The organism is Metabacillus idriensis, assembly GCF_009674765.1.
Lineage (GTDB): Bacteria > Bacillota > Bacilli > Bacillales > Bacillaceae > Bacillus_P > Bacillus_P idriensis.
The window spans coordinates 288,621-304,459 of sequence record NZ_WKKF01000002.1; the positions used below are offsets into that span (position 1 = coordinate 288,621).

The 15,839-nt window shown below is 34.2% G+C and carries 15 protein-coding genes; 9 read left to right on the plus strand and 6 right to left on the minus strand.

Annotated features, from left to right (window positions below; genetic code table 11):
• Nucleotides 1-3 precede the first annotated feature (3 nt).
• The 8 genes from GJU41_RS09740 to galE all read left to right on the plus strand — a co-directional run bounded on the left by GJU41_RS09740 (nt 4) and on the right by galE (nt 8,446).
• On the plus strand, nt 4-1,215 hold the full coding sequence (locus GJU41_RS09740; RefSeq protein WP_170292762.1) for a polysaccharide pyruvyl transferase family protein: 1,212 nt from the start codon (nt 4-6) through the stop codon (nt 1,213-1,215).
• A 224-nt stretch (nt 1,216-1,439) separates the two neighbouring features.
• Nucleotides 1,440-2,429 carry a glycosyltransferase family 2 protein gene (locus GJU41_RS09745; RefSeq protein ID WP_154318464.1) on the plus strand — a complete coding sequence of 330 codons (990 nt, stop codon included), beginning with the start codon at nt 1,440-1,442 and terminating at the stop codon, nt 2,427-2,429.
• A 58-nt stretch (nt 2,430-2,487) separates the two neighbouring features.
• A complete protein-coding gene (gene pssD / locus GJU41_RS09750) occupies nt 2,488-2,949 on the plus strand; it encodes a PssD/Cps14F family polysaccharide biosynthesis glycosyltransferase (RefSeq protein ID WP_154318465.1) in 462 nt (153 codons plus the stop codon).
• Entirely contained in the window at nt 2,946-3,425 is a 480-nt protein-coding gene (gene pssE, locus GJU41_RS09755; protein ID WP_154318466.1) for a PssE/Cps14G family polysaccharide biosynthesis glycosyltransferase, read from the plus strand. The genes pssD and pssE overlap by 4 nt, the downstream gene beginning before the upstream one ends.
• Before the next feature lie 57 nt (nt 3,426-3,482).
• A complete protein-coding gene (locus GJU41_RS09760; protein ID WP_154318467.1) occupies nt 3,483-4,418 on the plus strand; it encodes a glycosyltransferase family 2 protein in 936 nt (311 codons plus the stop codon).
• Nucleotides 4,419-4,453: 35 nt separating this feature from the next.
• Nucleotides 4,454-5,809 carry an O-antigen ligase family protein gene (locus tag GJU41_RS09765; protein WP_154318468.1) on the plus strand — a complete coding sequence of 452 codons (1,356 nt, stop codon included), beginning with the start codon at nt 4,454-4,456 and terminating at the stop codon, nt 5,807-5,809.
• Nucleotides 5,810-5,934: 125 nt separating this feature from the next.
• On the plus strand, nt 5,935-7,260 hold the full coding sequence (locus tag GJU41_RS09770; protein WP_154318469.1) for a UDP-glucose dehydrogenase family protein: 1,326 nt from the start codon (nt 5,935-5,937) through the stop codon (nt 7,258-7,260).
• A gap of 130 nt (nt 7,261-7,390) precedes the next feature.
• The gene (galE, locus tag GJU41_RS09775; RefSeq protein WP_154318470.1) at nt 7,391-8,446 is read left to right on the plus strand and encodes a UDP-glucose 4-epimerase GalE; all 1,056 of its coding nucleotides are present in this window, start codon (nt 7,391-7,393) and stop codon (nt 8,444-8,446) included.
• A gap of 821 nt (nt 8,447-9,267) precedes the next feature.
• Here the strand turns inward: galE and GJU41_RS09780 are convergent.
• From GJU41_RS09780 to GJU41_RS09805, 6 genes are all read right to left on the minus strand, one after another.
• Nucleotides 9,268-9,522 (minus strand): hypothetical protein, encoded by a 255-nt coding sequence (locus tag GJU41_RS09780; protein ID WP_154318471.1) that lies wholly within the window; start codon nt 9,520-9,522, stop codon nt 9,268-9,270.
• A gap of 245 nt (nt 9,523-9,767) precedes the next feature.
• On the minus strand, nt 9,768-10,787 hold the full coding sequence (locus tag GJU41_RS09785) for a LacI family DNA-binding transcriptional regulator (protein WP_224771390.1): 1,020 nt from the start codon (nt 10,785-10,787) through the stop codon (nt 9,768-9,770).
• A gap of 30 nt (nt 10,788-10,817) precedes the next feature.
• Nucleotides 10,818-11,501: a DUF624 domain-containing protein gene (locus GJU41_RS09790; protein WP_154318472.1), complete on the minus strand. Its 684-nt coding sequence runs from the start codon at nt 11,499-11,501 to the stop codon at nt 10,818-10,820.
• Between the two features lie 13 nt (nt 11,502-11,514).
• On the minus strand, nt 11,515-12,360 hold the full coding sequence (locus GJU41_RS09795) for a carbohydrate ABC transporter permease (RefSeq protein ID WP_154318473.1): 846 nt from the start codon (nt 12,358-12,360) through the stop codon (nt 11,515-11,517).
• A 22-nt stretch (nt 12,361-12,382) separates the two neighbouring features.
• On the minus strand, nt 12,383-13,318 hold the full coding sequence (locus GJU41_RS09800; protein WP_154318474.1) for a carbohydrate ABC transporter permease: 936 nt from the start codon (nt 13,316-13,318) through the stop codon (nt 12,383-12,385).
• 62 nt (nt 13,319-13,380) lie between these two features.
• Complete coding sequence (locus GJU41_RS09805) at nt 13,381-14,640, minus strand: ABC transporter substrate-binding protein (protein WP_154318475.1); 1,260 nt, start codon at nt 14,638-14,640, stop codon at nt 13,381-13,383.
• 225 nt (nt 14,641-14,865) lie between these two features.
• Here GJU41_RS09805 and GJU41_RS09810 point away from each other — a divergent pair, with 225 nt between their 5' ends.
• On the plus strand, nt 14,866-15,813 hold the full coding sequence (locus tag GJU41_RS09810; protein ID WP_154318476.1) for an MTP-1 family protein: 948 nt from the start codon (nt 14,866-14,868) through the stop codon (nt 15,811-15,813).
• Nucleotides 15,814-15,839: the final 26 nt, after the last annotated feature.

Genomic DNA, 15,839 nt, shown 5'->3' on the forward strand with positions numbered 1-15,839 from the left:
CTAATGCGTTATATAATTATTGTTGGTGGAGAGCTTCGTAACAAAGGAGCTCAAGCAATGACATTTACAGTTGTTGATGAAATGAAAAAAAGATATCCAGAGAAAGAAGTTGTATTATTCTCCTCTGTTTTCACAGATAGAGAAAAGAATGAAATGAAGCAATTAAATTTCAGAGTTTTACCTTGGACTTTACGTATAAAGATGAAAATGATGGGGTTTCCAAACAATCTTAATCTAGGATTAAAAGAGTTTGCAAAATATATTTTTAAAGGTACAGAATTACCGAAAGAAAAAATGGATGAAATTAAAAAAGTTCTTGAAAATGCGGACCTAATGGTAGATATTAGCGGGTATGCTTTATCATCTCAACAAGGATATATGACTACTATTAAATATTTATGCAATATAATGATTGCAGAGCAATATGGTATACAGATGTATTTATTACCACAATCTTTTGGTCCATTTAATTACAATGAAAATGATAGAAGGAAACTAATTCCCTTAATAGAAAAACATTTGCAGTATCCTAAGAAATTATATGTAAGAGAAAAAGATGGATTGAAAAATTTAAAAACATTTAATTTAGGTAATGTTACACATAATTACGATATTGTGCTTCAAGGGGAAGAGTATACAATTTCTAATATCTATCGTGAATATAATTTTAAAAACCTAGATATTCTTGAAAATTCAGTTGCTATAATTCCAAATGAAAAAGTTATGATGCATGGTAATAGTGAAAAACTTTATGAGGTTTATAAACAAATAATTTCCAGCCTTTTAGAAAACGGTAAAAATGTTTACTTAATACGTCATTCATATGAAGATCTTAAAATAAATGAAAATATAAAAAAAATGTTCTCTAATGAAGATAGGGTTAAATTGTTATTTGAAGATTTTAATTGTATACAAATTGATAATATCATAAAACAATTTGATTTTATTATTGCTTCGAGATATCACTCTATTATTCATGCTTATAAAAATAGTGTACCTGCCTTAGTATTTGGTTGGGCAATTAAATATCAAGAATTATTAGGCCATTTTTCGCAAGAGAAATATTTGTTTGATGTAAGGGAAAGTCAAAGTGATGAAAAAGTGCGAGAGAAACTTGATTATTTGCTTAAATATAATAAAAAAGAATCTAAAACAATAAATGAAAAAATGAAGCATTTTAATAAAAATAGGATATTTGATGAGATTTTAATTTAGTTGTCTCAACTCTAAGTCAATGTTAGTCCAAATGTGATCGCCAAATAAAAATGAATACTTATGTTGCATGTGCCAGGATCAATTGGACATTTAGCTTCGCGGGCAATGCTGACTTAAGAGGATTCATGTAGAGTGATAACCTTCCACTTTTACTTTCAGAAAAGTGTTCAATGTTATTGGGCGGATAAACATTGTGGGCTAATTGGCTTTAAGGTGGAATGTAAATGTGTGAAGTAAGACCAGAAAAGATTCTTTTATCGATTATTGTTCCAATCTATAATGTAGAAAAATATCTTGATGATTGTATCAAGTCTTTAACAGAATCTTCTATGGATAACATAGAGATTGTTTTAATAAATGATGGATCAACAGATAAAAGCAGATTGATAATGGAGAAATATGAAAAAATAGATAACAGAATCAGATGCCTTAATAAGAAAAATGAAGGTCTAGGAGCGGCTAGGAATTCAGGGTTAGAAATAGCAACAGGAAAGTATATTATGTTTTTAGACTCAGATGATTATATTAAGTCAGATACTTTACCTTTATTATTGCAAGAAATTGAAACTAACACATATGATATTCTAATTTTTAATGGAGAAGGTTTTTTTGATGGCAATGGAAAAGTATGCATAAAAAAATACTTTCATATTAAAGAAAAGGCTAACTTTTATAAGGATTCAATTAAAAAATATTGTTTATTGGACTTACACAGCGCATGTTTTAAAATACAATCAAAAGAATTTATTGAGCAAAACCGAATGTTTTTTCCTAAAGAAAACTATTATGGGGAAGATGTTTCATACTGGTTAAAAAGTATCGAAAAAACTAAATCTATTAAATATATTGATATTAACGTATACAGGAGAAGATATAGAGAAGGTTCTATAATGGTAAATATGGAACGAAATTCAAGAGATAGATTATTATCTTATGGAGAGCTTATTCATTTGTCTAACGATAAAGTAATAAATAATTTTATTAGAAATTACTTGTTTAAATGGTGGATGCGAGGACTATATAATACCAAGTTTTTGGAAGAAATTAATACTGTAATAAATGAAGAAGAATTCAAAAGATATATGTATAATAATGGAAATTATTATCAGAAATTCAAATATAAAATTTGGAATAGACAGTGGAAAACTATTATGAAATTATTGACTTATTTATCAATTGGATATAGACGTTTGATACTCTTACTATTAAATTAATAGAATTTGTCCTTTTGTTAACGTGTAGTACAAAAAGATTAAAGAGAGGTATTAAAAATTGAAAAAAATTTGTTTCATTAGTTCTACAGGAGGACATTTAACTCAATTAAATACTATTTTTAACAGTTTTAACAATGAAGAGTTTTGCGTTCTAACAGAGAATAATGAGTCAACTATTTCTCTAAAAAAGAAATATGATGCTTATTTTTTAATTCAACAAGAAAGAAAAAACTTATTATTCCCACTAATTTTATTTGTTAATTTTTGGTTATCACTCGTCTATATTTTAAGAATTAGACCTAAACTTATCATATCTACTGGAGCAGGTGTGGTGATTCCATTTTGTATATTAGGTAAACTTTTTGGATGTAAGCTTATCTTTATTGAGAGTTTTGCAAAAGTTCATACTCCAACAATAACAGGGAGAATTCTTTATAATTTTGCAGATAAATTTTTTGTTCAATGGGAAGAACTGCTCTCTTTTTATAAAAATTCGGAATATAAGGGGAGATTGTATTGATATTTGTAACAGTAGGTACGCAAAAGTTTCAGTTCAATAGATTATTTAAAGAGTTAGATAATCTTTGTGAAAACAATTTAATCGAAAAAGAAATTGTTGCGCAAGCTGGATACAGTACTTATCAACCTACATCTTTCCCCATCCATAAAATTTTACCATCAAAATTAATGAATAAATATTTTAATGAAGCAAATTTCATTATCACCCATGGAGGTACTAGTAGTATTTTCCAAGCCTTGAATTTAGAAAAAAAAGTAATAGTTGTGCCTAGATTGAAAAAGTTTAATGAACATATCGATGATCATCAAATTGAAATATGTGAAATCCTTGAATCACAAGAGTACATTACAGTTGTATGGGAAATAGAGAATTTACATCAAAAAATTTTAGAATCTAAAAATAAAAAATTTAGAGTCTACAAACCTACCAGCAAAACTTTAGTAAATGAAATAGTTAAGTATGCGGAAGAGATTTAACTTTTAAGTATTAATAAAATATAATAGTATTTTAGGATAATTTAAAAAACAAAGGATGTGTATACGATAAAACCGTGTGTAAGTGTTATTATTCCCACATATAATAGATCTAATTTATTAAAAAAATCAATTGAAACTGTTTTAGGACAGACATTTACTGATTTTGAACTAATAATTGTTGATGATTGTTCTAAGGATGATACTCAAAAAGTTATTCTAAGCTTTAATGATCCTCGTATTATATATATTAAATTAGAAGAAAACCAAGGGGCACCTTTTGCAAGAAATATTGGAATAAATAAAGCTAAGGGTAAATATGTAGCTTTTTTAGATTCTGATGACCAATGGCTTCCAGAAAAGTTACAAAAACAGGTTTTAACGTTTAAAAAGAATGAGAAAACTGGTGTTGTTTATACTGGGATAAAAAAAATAAGTGAAAATAATGTAGAGTACCAAACTCCTATACACAGAGGGAATATTTTGTCGAAATTGTTTATCAATAATTGTGTAGATTCCACTTCAACTGTGATGGTTAAAAAAAATGTGCTTTTAAAGGTTAATGGTTTTGATTTAGATCTACCAAGTTGTCAAGATTGGGACTTGTGGATAAGACTTTCATTAATTACAGAATTTGATTTCGTTAGTGAACCATTAGTAAATTATTATAGACATGATGGAGATAGGATATCTACAAACTTTAACTCTGTTTTAAAGGGACATCTTGCCATGTATAATAAACATGAGAATTTGGCGAAAGAATTACCTAATAAAAATGAACAAAAATTCTATTTTTATATTGGGAAAAGAATATTCAGAGCTGCTATTATTCATCAAAACAACGAGTTTACTAAAATAGGAAGAAAATTCTTTTTGAAAGCTATAAAGACATACCCTTTTAGTATTAATAATTATTTATTTTATACTGGAAGCCATATAAATCAAAAGTTTTTAACTTTATTTTATAAATCTTTTCTGCAGCTTAAGAAAAAATGATTAACCAATCTTAAAAATTAATAGTTGGTGGAAAAATGAATGGGTATTCTAACGGTAATGTAGTGCAATATTATGTAATTAGTATAGCCTTAATAATGGTTATATTTATTGGTGCTATAGTGACAATAAGTCCTATTTTTATTTTATTTTTATTTCTATTTTTATTTGCATCATTATTCTTATTCGCTCAACCATTTAAGTTTAGTTTCCTAATAGTTGTGCTAACAGGAATATCAGTAGACGGAATTATAAAAGTTAGCTTGTTTGGTTTTGATTTTGGTTCTTTATATAAACTCCTTACTATCATTTTAGTAATTAGTATTATTATGAAGAATAAAAATAATTTAAATAATAAATTTTTAGTTCCATTTGCTATTGTATTATCTATAATATTGATTCAAACAATATTCCTATTTTTATTTCAAAGAGAAATACCCTTATTTAGATCTATGATAACTTTTTTAGGTATAGCTTCACCACTTTCATTACTTTTAATAAATTGGCCAAAGAATTACGTAAATAAAATACTAATATTGATTACTACTCTTCCAATAATCAGTGTTTTTATTGGTGTGTTGTTTGAATTGTTAGGTTTAGGAAATGCACTTAGATATGAATATACTGGCACAATTAGACTCAGTGGGACTAATCCACCAGCTCAATTAGCTGAACTGTGCTTTTATTCAATTTTTATATCAATTTATATGTTTAATAAATATAAAAAATATACTTATATAATTTTAACTTTTGTTAATACCGTAATTTTATTTGCAACACTGACAAGAGCAGCAATAATATGCTCATTTGTTTTACTTATTTATTTATTTTATCAAATAATAAAGCGATTTATTAATGGTAAATGGTATTACTTTTTTATATTAGGAGTCGCTTTATTAAGTTTAACTTTTATTATATTTACGTTTGCAGATTCAATTATTCAACGGTTTAGTAGTGGTTTTAATGAAACGGGTATAAACAGTTCAGGTAGAGAAGAGGCCTGGGGATTTTACCTTTCCTTTGCTGAAAACAATGAAGTATTTGGTAAAGGTTTAGGAGCAACTACTCATATATATAATGAGAATATAGCTAGAACAGGATCATTTTTAAAACATTTTTTAGCACCACACAATGAATATGTTAGATTTTTCTTAGAACTTGGTTATTTTGGAATATCAATTCTATTATTATTTCTTGTGTTTCTCTTTATTAAGACAGGGAATTTGATTGAAAATACAAATAGACTATTTTTATATTTGTTTGGAGTTTCATTTTTTATACTTACTTATTTTGATAATACGCTAACTAGTATACATTCTGTATATCCATTGATGTATATTTTTAGTTTATTGAATTCTAACAGAAGTTATAGTAGTGATGGAAATGGAAAGTAGTTGGAATTTAGGGACTGATACCAGTTTAAAAAATATTAATTAACGTTGTTTGAGATATATAAATTTATTGTTTATTGTTTTTAGCGTGTCTAGAATAAGGTATTTTCAAAGGAGATTGTTAAGTAATGGGAACCAAAAAAATAGCTGTAGTTGGAACTGGATATGTTGGCCTTGTAACGGGTGTTGCTTTGTCAGAGGTTGGTCATAAAGTTACTTGTGTTGATATTGATGAGGCAAAAGTTAAGAGTTTGAGAGCAGGGAAGTCTCCAATTTTTGAGCCGGGGTTAGAAAAGTTAATGGTAAAGAATATACAAGAGGAGAGACTTGAATTCACAACAGTATATAGTGATGCATTTTTAGATGTTGATGTCATTTATATTGCTGTCGGGACACCACAAAAGGAAGATGGAAAAGCTGACTTGGGATATATTGAGGCTGTAGCATCTAACATTGCTAAAAATATAGTTGATTCTGTAGTAGTTGTAACTAAAAGCACGGTCCCAGTTGGGACTAATGAGTATGTTAAATCACTCATAAACAAAGAAACTATTATTCCAGTCGAAGTTGTATCGAATCCGGAATTCCTACGTGAAGGCTCTGCAGTGTATGATACGTTCAATGGTAATCGGATTGTAATTGGTGCTGATAATGAAACTGCAGCTGACTTATTAGAAGAAATAAATGAGCCTTTTTGCATACCAATTTACCGTACGGATATTCGAAGTGCAGAAATGATAAAGTATGCATCTAATGCCTTTTTAGCAACAAAAATTAGCTTTATTAATGAAATTGCAAATTTGTGTGAAAAGTTAGGCGCTAATATTGAGGATGTCGCAAATGGAATGGGAAAAGATGAACGTATAGGTCGAGCTTTTTTAAACGCAGGAATTGGTTATGGTGGATCTTGCTTTCCGAAAGATACACAAGCTCTGGTCCAAATTGCAGGTAATGTCGATCATGACTTTAATTTATTGAAAGCAGTAATAGAAGTAAACCAAAAGCAACAGGTTGGTCTTGTTACGAAAGCTAAAGAAAAACTTGGCTCACTAAAAGATAAGCGTGTTGCATTGCTAGGACTTACCTTTAAACCAAATACGGATGATATGCGTGAGGCAGCTTCAATTGTTCTAGCAAGAGATCTTATTTTGGCGGGTGCTAAAGTTACAGCTTTTGATCCTATAGGGGTGCAAAATGCAAAATCACATTTGCCAGTTGAAGTTAAATATGCAGATTCAGTAGAAGCTGCACTTGAAGTTTCGGATATTGCATTTGTTGTAACAGAGTGGGAAGAGGTTAAAAAAACACCACTATTAAAATATAAAGAATTATTATCAGAAGGTATTATATTTGATGGTCGTAATTGTTATTCACTTGAAGAAGCGCAGTCAGCTAATGTAGATTATTATTCTGTTGGACGTCCCCCTGTAGAAAGAGTAACTGTATTGTCTTAATCAAGAGCTAAAATAAATGATTTATGCATTTATTAACTGTTGCAACTATGAGTAATAAAATGGTCAATTAATTTTAGAATAATAATAATTTTATAAATAAAATATTAAGAAAGAAGGGGCGTGATTTTAGTTGATTCTGGTAACAGGTGGTGCCGGATACATTGGGAGTCATACTTGTGTTGAGCTTCTTGATTCAGGGTGTGAAATAATAGTTGTTGATAATTTTGTTAACAGTAAATATGAATCTATTAACCGTATAAAAGAAATCACAGGGAAAGATTTTCCGTTTTATCAAGTAGATATTTTGGACAAGTCTGCACTTGAGCACGTTTTTTCTGATAATAAAATAGATGCAGTTATTCATTTTGCAGGATTGAAGGCAGTTGGAGAATCAGTTAATATACCTCTTCGTTACTATCACAATAACCTAACGGGCACATTAGTCCTACTGGAACTTATGCAAAAGTATAATGTTAAAAGTATCGTGTTTAGTTCTTCTGCAACTGTGTATGGAATACCTGAACAGGTCCCAATATCAGAGAACTTTCCTCTTAGTGCAACTAATCCTTATGGTCGAACAAAGTTAATGATTGAAGACATTCTTCGCGATATATACGTTTCAGATCACGAATGGAGCATCGCATTATTACGATATTTTAATCCTGTAGGAGCGCATCATAGTGGGCGTATTGGTGAAGATCCAAATGGTATTCCAAACAACCTAATGCCCTTTATTACACAAGTAGCTATTGGGAAATTAAAAGAATTAAGTGTATTCGGTAATGATTATCCTACCCATGATGGAACAGGTGTAAGAGACTACATTCATGTTGTTGACCTTGCGAAAGGACATCTAAAAGCATTAGAGAGTTTAAAAACATCTACTGGAGTGAATGAATATAATCTTGGGACCGGAAGTGGTCATAGTGTATTAGAAATAATAAAAGCATTTGAAAAAGCATCAAATAGAAAAGTTCCTTATAAAATCGTTGATAAAAGGTCTGGGGATGTAGGTATATGTTACGCAAATCCTATTAAAGCTAAAGATAGATTAGGCTGGATAGCCTCTAAAGGGATTGAGGAAATGTGTATTGACTCATGGAGATGGCAAATTAATAATCCTAATGGATATGTTGACTTAAAGCGTGAAGAAATAATTTCGGATCCCAAGTTGGTAACCTATTAAACTAAAAAAGTAAATAATAGAAAGTATATAGTATATAATTAAACACAATATTTTATTTTGTCTACATGGTTCAATAGTGAATTTTTTTGATTTAAGATAATATAAATCAATTAGTTAAATATTACAAATAAAAAAGATAGAAAAGATGATCGGGTATTTAATCCGTTCATCTTTTTATGTTCTATAGCATACTATTATTTATCTTTAGGATAAGGTCCCACCCCTTTTGCGATAAACGTTTATCCAATGCCTGGTGGACCTAGGAGAATTAAATTATAATGTTGCTCTATGGTCATTTTAAGGATTTGGCTGATATAAAACCATGTGAAACCTTAGAAGAGTGTCAAGGCCGGTTAAATCTTACTCAAAATCGCCGGTTTAAAATTCCCCAGAAGGACTTTTCAGTCCTTCCTAATGGCACAGAATACCCTTGGCGCCTAAGCGGAGTCATTGTGATAAAGTCGAGGTCGTCATCAAGTCCTGCGAGGAAGGCGGTGATGTCTTCCTCGGTTTGAAGGTTCATCCATTATTTGTTTTTTTCGAGGCCGTGTCGTCTTAGGGCGAGGTTTAAATTATCTAACAATTATATTCTTTTTACTGCTTTTATTCCCTGCTGCATCTTTTAAATGTGGGGGCATGATCCTCCACTCAGCTAAAGTGCAAAATGTTAATGTAATAAAGAGGAGATTTAGTTTAAGATTTAGCTTCTTTTTGAGTCGATTCAGCAGTGAAGATGTTCGATATACACTTATAAAATTGGGAGCCAAGCCTTTCAGATCAAATTGTGTGCTTAATATGATGTGAGCCTTTTTACATTTGAATTATTGGTTAGGATATGCTTTTTGATAAAGTTTTTTTAGTGCTTTTCTGGCTGCCGCCTTTTCGCTTTTATGATCGATTCCTTCTGCCAGATATTCACTAAAAGGGTGTTTTTCTTGACAAATGGTAATGATGACATGCCAGTGATCTTTTATTGAAATTGTTTCTATTTCCATTTCATCACCATGATCATTAACTATCTGTAAGACTCTTCTTGAACGGTAGTTTTGGTTCTTGTAATCATCTCTCCAGCTCATAATACCCTCCATTTTATTTATAATAGGCTGACTCCCATAGATATAATACTTTATATTGTGATTAGTGGCTTGAAACTGCTAAACTAAAATAAACAAATTTATTACAGCTTAAAATGAACACTTTTGAAATAGAGAATATGTGGCCTAACCACTATAACGATAAAATAACACCTTCGAATGATCGAAGGTGTTATTTGTACAAAAAATTTAATAGGCCTTTCAATCCTCTGGAAAAAATCTAGAGCTTACATTCTGTCATCAGAAACTTCCGCAGCAGATTCCCTCTTCACCAGTCTAGCAGGCAGCAAAGTCTCCTGAAACGGCTCTTCCTTATTATCCATCCTCCAAAACAGCTGTTCAACAGCTTTCTTCCCAAATAGGCTAAGGTCAATATCCATCGTTGTGATTTTCGGGTTTGCAATTCTTGATAGCTGTCCGTTATCAAAGCAGCCTACGGATACGTTATCAGGCACAGTATATCCTAAGCGCTGCAAGGTTGTCATGGTGATAAAGCCAAGGCCGTCATTGACGCAGAACCAAGCGGTTGGTTTTTGATCAAGGTTTGATAGGAACGCGTGAATTTTCACTTCGTCTTCATCAGCCTGAAGGTACATCCATTGGTTGGCTGGTTCGATTCCGTGTCTTCTTAGTGCCAGCTGATAGCCTTCCCAGCGTTCCTGATAGCTTGGGGAGTAATCGATGTTTCCGATGAAACCAATTTCTCTGTGGCCAAGGTCAATGAGATGCTTGACCATTTCATATCCGCCGAAACGGTTATTCGTCAGGATGGCATCTGCTTGGTTGAGTGGATCGTGATGATCGATCATCACAGTTGGAATGCCGGTATCCAGAACTTTGTTAATATAGTCTGTGGTGAGATGGGAAAGGATGAGAATTCCATCAACCGAACGATCTTCTATCACGTCAGGCAGCTTCAATGTTTCTTTCTCTTCGTTGTCCACTGAGAGAATGAGAAGATTCATGCCTCTTGATTTTAATTCTTTTTCAATGCTGAGATAGATTTCACCGAAAAAGCTTTTGAACGAAAAAGCTCGTACGGAAGCGAGAAGGGCGATCGTGCCTGTCTGCCCGTTGTTTCCGTTTTTTCTTCCGCTGGGATAGGCGTATCCAAGCTCTTCTGCTGTTTTTTGAACCAATAGTCTTGTTTCCTCACTTACACCCGGCTTGCCGGTCAGTGCTTGTGATACGGAGTTTTTCGAGATCTTCAGTTTATCAGCAATGTCCTGCATGGTAATTTTTTTCATTCTAACACCTACAAATCGACAATTTCTTCATTATCTTTTCTCTTTTTCTAGTATTTTTCCCTCTATCTCTTCAAACATCTTTTTATGAATACGCATGATGACATAGAAGAATGGGCTGATTAGTAAAGTAATGGCGTATATTTGGAAGAAATGGATACTTGCTCCCCATATTGCAAGAGCGCTCATAATGAAAAGGGTGTTTTTCAGTTTTAAAAAAGTAAGGCCGATTGACGTTCTCACAGCTTCTAACCTGCTGATGCAAAAGCGTGATAGCAATGGGTACAGATAAAACATCATGATGATATTCATGATTAATAGAACGTATAAAGCTGAGATGAATAGCTCGCTTGCTCCACTCAATAAGATGAGATCGGCTGTAATCACTATGCATATGAAAAGCTGAAAGCTCCATAGGATGAACGATGATTTGAAGTTCTCCTTTAATAAACGGAAAAAATCTCTTGTTACGGATAAGTAACCCGCTCTCATCAGCTTGCCCATGGTCCCGAAAAGTGCTGCTGCAAATGGGCCGATGGGCAGCAATGTTACATAGAGAAGAACCCATAATAACATGTTCTTAGTATCCCATTCTATCATCAGGATGACTAGAGCCGGAAGCAGAGCGATTGAAAAATAAAGATTGCTTACTAGAAACCAGTACCCATATTGCATCAATCTATAAAAGAAGCCGGTTTGGTTTAGTTGTTTAATCATTTATAAAACCCCCTTAACCTTTGATTCCTGTGACAGAGATACCTTCAACAAAATACTTCTGCAGCGAGAAGAAGATGATGATCGTCGGAACTAAGACTAATACGGAAGCCGCCATTAATGGTCCCCATTCGACTTTTGTCATGCCGTTGAACATCGCAAGTCCAAGCTGAAGCGTAAATTTATCCGAGCTGTTCAGGTACATGAGCGGACCTAAAAGGTCATTCCATGAACCTTGGAAAGAGAATAGGGCGATTGTTATTAAAGCTGGCTTTGATAACGGCAGAAAGATTTTATAGAAAATCTGGAAGCGGCTGGCACCGTCGATCAGGGCCGATTCTTCTAATTCTTTCGGAATGGATGAGAAAAATTGACGCAGTAAGAAAATGAATACTGCTTGACCGCCTAGAAATGCGGGTGCAATTAATGGATAAAACGTATCAATCCATCCGATTTTACTGAACATGATAAAAACAGGGATCATTGTAATTTCCCCAGGCAGCATGATGGTTGAAAGCAAGATGAAAAACCATATGTTTTTTCCTGGGAAGTTAAAGCGGGCAAATCCATAGGCTACAAAAGCGGATACGAATACTTCTGCAAACATTCTAAACCCGGTGATTATGACTGTGTTTTTTAAATATAAGAAGAAAGGAATATCTGTTACTGCACGTTTGTAATTCTCCCACTGCAGGGTTTCCGGGAACCACTGAGGCGGAATCTGGAAGACCACATCACCTGATTTTAACGATGTTGAAATCATCCAAAGGAGAGGGAGAATGGTTGCAATTGACGTAAGGGCTAAAAATGTATAAACAAATGTATGCTGTATTTTTTTTCTTTGAGGAATCGTTAAGTTCATTCTTTCTCACCTGCATCTTTCATTAAGCATCAACGTTTGGTTTCTTCGTTGAGCGAAATTTGCGTTTTTTCTTTTTAGAGCCCTCTTGGACTTCACCCTGATAGAAGACCCAGACGGATGATGATCTGAAGACAAGAATGGTCAACACTAGGATAATCACGAACAGTACCCATGCCATTGCCGTTGCATAGCCCATTTTGTAGTAGCTGAACGCATTTTCATAGAGATACACCATGAAGAATTGCCCTTGGTTGCCGGCACCGCCAATAATGTAAGCATCATTGAACTTTTTGAAGGAACCGATGATGCCCATGACCAAGTTGTAGAAAATAACCGGACTTAACATCGGAATCGTAATATGTCTGAATTTATGAATCCAGTTTGCGCCATCAATATCAGCCGATTCATACAGACTCGCAGGGATATCCTGCAGACCTGCTAAATAGGTAAGCATTCCTCCGCCGGCACCCCAAATGGCCATCATAATATAAGACGGGAGCACCCAGCTTGGATCCCCTAGCCAATTCGGTCCTGAAATGCCGATGTACGATAGAAGAAGATTAATTAATCCATACTCCGGATCCAAGATCCAGCGCCAAAGCAAGGCGATGGAAACGCCAGAAACAATGGCCGGCATATAAAGGGCTGTCCTAAAAAGGTAGACTCCTTTTACTTTAATGTTTACAACGGCTGCTATTGTCAGAGAAGAGATGATGCCAAGCGGTATGGCAAAGGCAGCAAACACAGTCGTCACTTTCAAGGAGTTAATGAAATTTGGATCGTGAAATAAGGCAATATAATTATCAAAGCCAATGAAGTTTGGTGCCGTAAAGGAATTCCAATCTGTAAACCCAATGTAGAAGGCGAATCCGATTGGGAAGGCTGTGAAGATAAGAAAGCCTAATATCCAAGGGGAAATAAACAAGTAGCCTTCATATTTACCTAGGAAGTTTTTCATCGTATCAACCTCTTTTAAGAATGGACCCCCAACTGATGAATCCGATTGAGGGTCCGTTCTTTTTATTGTCCTAAAATTTTTCTTAATTCTGCAGCGGCATCTTTAGCTGCCTGCTCTGGATCTTTTTTATTTAAAAGAATAGGTTCGTATAATTGAAGCCAAATCGCATTATCAATTTCATTTTGTTTAGGCTGGTTATTGAATCCGCGTGAAATTTCAGAGCCTTTTTTCATTTCTTCTATCGCATACTCTTTTTCAGGACGGATGTTTGGTACATTATCAATTTTTGATTTTACTGGAGGGAGTATCTTCCAATCGTGTACAGCATTTGTTAGGTCAACTAATGCTTCTGCTGCCACTTCTTTATCTTTTGCAGCACTGGACATAACAGTATGTGCGATCCAGCTGGATGTTACATTTTCAGTTCCCATAGGCATTTGAGTCATGCCGACTTCAAATTGCTCGCCGACTTGTTTTTCTAAATCGTCTCCTGCACCGCCAAAGAACATGGCCACTTTGCCTGTTTTGAACATTTCAGGACCGCCTGTGTTTTGAGCCTGTGTTTTGTTAGGTGTCACTTTGCTTTCATTGATCAGCTTGTCCATCATTTTAATGCCTTCAATCGATTCAGGAGAGTCAATTTTCACTTCCCCATCTTGCGTAATCGTTTCTCCGCCGTATGTCCAAATCCAGTTCGCAACGTTTGGCCATCCGTCAATGACTGTTCCGAATTGATCGCTCTTGCCATCATTATTTGTATCTTTTGTTAACGCTGAAGCGGCTTTTTCGAAGTCATCCCATGTCCAGCTGCCGTCAGGAAGAGCAACACCGTTTTCTTCAAACATTTTTTTGTTGTAATAAAGCATTACAGGCTGGTTAATCCAAGGCAGGCCGTATAGTTTATCGTCAAATTTGCCGATGTTTAAGGCGCCTTCGTAATAATCATCAAAGTCTACCTCTTTTGTCGCTTCATCTATAGGAGCGATTACACCCAGATCAGCATACATCGGAATGTATTCCTGTGATAGCCAGAATAAGTCAGGCGCTTGTTTGCCTGAAGCCATTGTTTGTATTTTCTTATAGTAATCTGCAGGGATGCTTTGGATTGTTAATTTATAATTCTCAGACTCTTTGTTTACTTTATCTACAACTTCCTGAAATTCCTGAAGCTCTGCTGCTCCAGCCCAGGTACCCACTTTAAGTTCCACTTTGCCATCTTTTGTTTTTTCTGACCCGGCTTCACTTGAACAGCCGATCAGGCCGATTGATAAAGCGGCAGCTGCTGATATGGCAGCTATTTTTTTGAAAAAGCCTTGTTTCATTTCAAATCCCCCTTTGTGTTGTTAGCGCTATCATTTTAGTGATAATGTTAAAATATAACGTTACAAAATTATATTTGTAATGATTATTTCACGTTTGTTAAGTAGTGTCAACCTAAAATAAGAAATTGTGAAAGCGCTTGTAATATTGAATGTATTCTTGTATATTTGGAATAACTTAACTAACTATATTGTAACGTTACAAAAAAACGAAAGAGAGGGAACAAGATGAATCATTTAGTAAAAAACGATGTGAAAACATGTAAACAGCTTGTAGAAGAATACAAGTTTAATAGAAAGGCTGAAAATCCTGAGAAGATTAATTTTTCAGGAGTTGGAGATCAGGATGTCTACAATATAACGGCTCCTTTTGAAGATGATGGTCAGCTCGTTATTGCCGGCCGTGTAGAGGCGAGGGACAGTGAGCATTCACAGGTTCAATTTTTTATTGAACAGAATGGCAAGTGGATTGTTCAGCCGGATTCACCGGTTTTTCAACTGCAGGACCCGTTCTTTACAAGAATTGGCGGAGAACTTGTGCTTGGCGGAGTGCAGATTTTTCCTCATCCAGTCATTAAAGATGCTTTAGGCTGGAGAACAGTATTTTACAAAGGGGAAAATATTGCGGGTCTTAAAGAGTTTGCGGTAGGACCGGATGGAATGAAGGACATTCGTTTAGTTGAACTGAAGGATGGCTCTGTCGGAGTGTTCACTCGTCCTCAGGGAGATAAAGGCGGAAGAGGGAAAATCGGATTTGCTAAAGTGGCAAAATTGGATGAATTAACGATTGATTTTATAGAGAGTGTGCCGCTCCTTGAAGGGCAATTTACGGATGAAGAATGGGGCGGGGCGAATGAAGCGCACCTGCTTTCAAATGGACTGATCGGTGTTCTTGGTCATATCGCAAGCTTCGACGATGTTGGAGACCGCCACTATTATCCGATGATCTTTGTGTTAAACCCGGAGAACGGGGAGTATTCGGATATTCAGCTGATCGCCATGAGAGAGGATTTCCTGCCCGGAGAAGCGAAACGTTCTGATTTAGTTGACGTTGTTTTTAGCGGCGGGCTTGTTAGAAAAGATGATGGAAAAGCAGAATTATATGCGGGTATCAGTGATGCTGAAGCTCAAAAAATGACGATTTCAGATCCTTTTTTGCCATTTGAAGCTTTGTGAATTGATTTCTAGAACAGGGAGAGAAA